The 3,930-nt window shown below is 61.8% G+C and carries 3 protein-coding genes; all 3 read left to right on the top strand.

What is annotated here, in order from left to right; translation table 11 throughout:
• A partial coding sequence (gene gltA, locus AC1DWI_RS15970) for a citrate synthase (protein WP_477725197.1) occupies positions 1-1,131 on the top strand: 1,131 nt, incomplete at its 5' end.
• A 299-nt stretch (positions 1,132-1,430) separates the two neighbouring features.
• The gene (locus AC1DWI_RS15965; protein WP_477671351.1) at positions 1,431-2,408 is read left to right on the top strand and encodes a LysR family transcriptional regulator; all 978 of its coding nucleotides are present in this window, start codon (positions 1,431-1,433) and stop codon (positions 2,406-2,408) included.
• A 46-nt stretch (positions 2,409-2,454) separates the two neighbouring features.
• A complete protein-coding gene (leuC, locus tag AC1DWI_RS15960; RefSeq protein ID WP_477671350.1) occupies positions 2,455-3,876 on the top strand; it encodes a 3-isopropylmalate dehydratase large subunit in 1,422 nt (473 codons plus the stop codon).
• Positions 3,877-3,930: the final 54 nt, after the last annotated feature.

Raw genomic sequence — 3,930 nt, 5'->3', positions numbered from 1 at the left:
ATCACCTACAKCGACGGCGACAAGGGCGAGTTGCTGTACCGCGGCTACCCCATCGAGCAGCTGGCCACCAACTGCGACTACATGGAAACCTGCAACCTGTTGCTGTACGGCGAGTTGCCGAATGTCGAGCAGAAGAAAGATTTCGTCAGCCGCGTGACCAACCACACCATGGTCAACGAGCAGATGCAGTTTTTCCTGCGCGGCTTCCGCCGTGACGCGCACCCGATGGCCATCATGACCGGCCTGGTCGGCGCCCTGTCGGCCTTCTACCATGACAGCACCGACATCACCAATCCCGAGCACCGCGACATCTCTGCCATCCGCCTGATCGCCAAGATGCCGACGCTGGTCGCCATGGCTTACAAGTACACCGTGGGCCAGCCCTACATGTACCCCAAGAACAACCTGAGCTACGCCGGCAACTTCCTGCACATGATGTTCGCCACGCCGTGCGAAGAGTACAAGGTCAACCCCGTGCTTGAACGCGCGCTGGACCGCATCTTCATCCTGCATGCAGACCACGAGCAAAACGCTTCGACCTCCACCGTGCGCCTGTGCGGCTCGTCCGGCACCAACCCGTTTGCAGCGATTGCCGCTGGCGTGGCTTGCCTCTGGGGCCCGGCACACGGCGGCGCCAACGAAGCGGCACTCAACATGCTGGGCGACATCCAGAAAGCCGGCGGCATCGAGAAAATCGGTGACTTCATCAAGCAGGTCAAGGACAAGAACTCCGGCGTCAAGCTGATGGGTTTTGGCCACCGCGTCTACAAGAACTACGACCCGCGCGCCAAGCTGATGCAGGAAACCTGCAAGGAAGTGCTCAAGGAAATGGGCCTGGAAAACGATCCGCTGTTCAAGCTCGCCATGGCGCTGGAAAAAATCGCCCTGGAAGACGAATACTTCGTGTCGCGCAAGCTCTACCCCAATGTCGACTTCTACTCCGGCATTGTGCAGCGCGCCATCGGCATCCCGGTGCCACTGTTCACGGCCATCTTCGCGCTGGCCCGTACCGTCGGCTGGATCGCCCAGCTCAATGAAATGATCGGCGACCCCGAGTACAAGATCGGCCGTCCACGCCAGTTGTTCACCGGCTCCACGACACGTCAGGTGTTGCCGCTGGCCAAGCGCTAAGCTGCCAACGCGTTGACATAAAGCCCGCCCTTGGCAACATCGGCGGGCTTTTTCATGCCCCAAAGCCCTGCGGCGCATCTCAAGGTTCCGCAGGCCCCGCGGCTGTCTGCTACGTTTTTGATAGCTGCTTGCGCCCGTCGTTATTGGGCTAGAGCCTTAAAAAATCAAAAATTTTGGTGGCCCAGGCTGAAAACGCCTATTGGCAAGCAGGGCATCGTGCATTGCGATGACAAAACACCAATCATGGTAGCAAAATAGCGTTTCACCATCGTCTAACACGATGACGTCACGCCCACGCCATGAAAAGCTCCGAACGCAACTTTGCCCGCCGCATTGATCTGACCTCGCTTCAGCTCTTTGTGGCTGTGTGCGAGCTCGGCAGCATCGGCAAGGCGGCCGAGCGCGAATTCATTGCCGCCTCAGCCGTGAGCAAACGCCTCTCCGACCTCGAAATCACGCTGGACACGCCGCTGCTGTACCGCCACACCCGCGGTGTTGACCTGACGCCCGCCGGCGAAAGCCTGCTCCACCATGCGCGCTCGGTGCTGTTCAGCCTCGAGAAAATGCAGAGCGAGCTCAGCGAATACGCCGACGGCGTGCGCGGCCATGTGCGCGTGCACGCCAGCATCTCGGCCATCGTGCAGTTTTTGCCGGAAGACCTGGGCGCCTTCACCCGCGAGCATTCGGGCATCAAGATCGACCTGGAAGAGCATCTGAGCACCGAGGTGGTCCGCGCGGTGCAGGAAGGCGCGGCCGATCTGGGCATCTGCAATACTGCCGACGGCGCGGGTGACCTGCAGGTACTGCCCTACCGCACCGATAAATTGGTATTGATTGTGCCCAGGGGCCACGCCCTGTGTACGCAAGGCGCTATCAAATTTGAAGCAGCACTGGACTACGACCAGGTCGGACTGCACTCCAACAGTTCGATTTACCTGGCCATGCGCGAAGCGGCCGCCCGACTGGGCCGCACCATCAAGCTGCGCATCCATGTCACCGGCCTGGACGCAATGTGTCGCATGATCCACAACGGCCTGGGCGTCGGCGTGATGCCGCAGCGCGCCTTTGAACTCATGCACGGCGTCGGTGAGCTCGAGTCCCTTCCCCTGCTCGACGCCTGGGCCGAGCGCCAGATCCAGCTGGTAGCGCGTGACTTTTCCACCCTGCCCCTGACGGCGCGGCTGCTGGTGGAACACCTCACACAGCCCGCCGCACCACACACCAACGCGGCCCAAGCTGCCAAAACCGCAGCCATGGCTGCGAGTGCAGCGGCCTAAAATCACCCCCACGACAGACGATAACGAGAGATCACGAAGGAAACCCATGGGACGCACCCTCTACGACAAAATCTGGGACGAGCACGTCGTTCATACCGAAGACGACGGCACGGCCATCCTCTACATCGACCGCCACCTGGTGCACGAAGTCACCAGCCCGCAGGCCTTTGAAGGCCTGCGCGAGGCCGGCCGCAAGGTCTGGCGCATCAGCTCCATCGTCGCCACGGCCGACCACAACACGCCGACCACCGGCTGGGAGTTGGGCTACGACGGCATCACCGACCTGGTGAGCAAGGAACAGATCACCACGCTGGACAGCAACATCAAGGAATTCGGCGCGGCCGCCTTCTTCCCCTTCCTCTCCAAACGCCAGGGCATCGTGCATGTCATCGGCCCCGAAAGCGGCGCCACGCTGCCCGGCATGACGGTCGTCTGCGGCGACTCGCACACCTCCACCCACGGCGCTTTCGGCGCGCTGGCACATGGCATCGGCACCAGCGAAGTCGAGCACGTGATGGCGACGCAAACCCTGCTGGCCAAAAAAGCCAAGAACATGCTCGTGAAGGTCGAAGGCAAGCTGGCCCCAGGCTTGACGGGCAAGGACATCGTGCTCGCCATCATCGGCAAGATCGGCACGGCTGGCGGCACGGGTTACACGATTGAATTTGCCGGCTCGGCGATTCGTGCGCTCAGCATGGAAGGCCGCATGACGGTCTGCAACATGGCGATTGAAGCCGGCGCGCGCGCTGGCCTGGTGGCGGTAGACCAGAAAACCATTGATTACGTCAAAGGCCGCTTGCTCTCGCCCACCGGCGTCGAATGGGACATGGCCGCCAAATACTGGAACACGCTGCACTCGGATGCCGACGCGAAGTTCGACGCCGTGGTCGAGCTCGACGCCAGCCAGATCCTGCCGCAAGTCACCTGGGGCACTTCGCCCGAAATGGTGCTGTCGATTGACGACCGCGTGCCCGACCCCGACAAGGAAAAAGACGCCAACAAGCGCGATGCCATCGAACGCGCGTTGAAGTACATGGGCCTGGAGCCCGGCAAGGCGCTGAACGACCTGTACATCGACAAGGTGTTCATCGGTTCCTGCACCAACAGCCGCATCGAGGACATGCGCGAGGCAGCCGCCGTCATCAAGAAGATCGGCCAGAAGGTTGCCAAGAACGTCAAGCTTGCGCTGGTCGTTCCGGGCTCAGGCCTGGTCAAGGAACAGGCCGAGCGCGAAGGGCTGGACAAGATTTTTGTGGCCGCCGGCTTTGAATGGCGTGAGCCTGGCTGCTCGATGTGCCTGGCCATGAACGCCGACCGGCTGGAGCCGGGCGAACGCTGCGCATCCACCAGCAACCGCAATTTTGAAGGCCGACAAGGCGCTGGTGGCCGTACGCACCTGGTGAGCCCGGCGATGGCCGCCGCGGCCGCCGTGCACGGCCACTTTGTTGACATCAGAAAGTTTGTGTGACACCCCTGTCTCGGCTCACTTCGTGTAGCCGGAACCCCCTCAAGGGGGCAACAC

Source organism: Polaromonas sp. P3_C2 (assembly GCF_056402675.1).
This window is presented reverse-complemented; position numbering and strand designations above follow the sequence as displayed.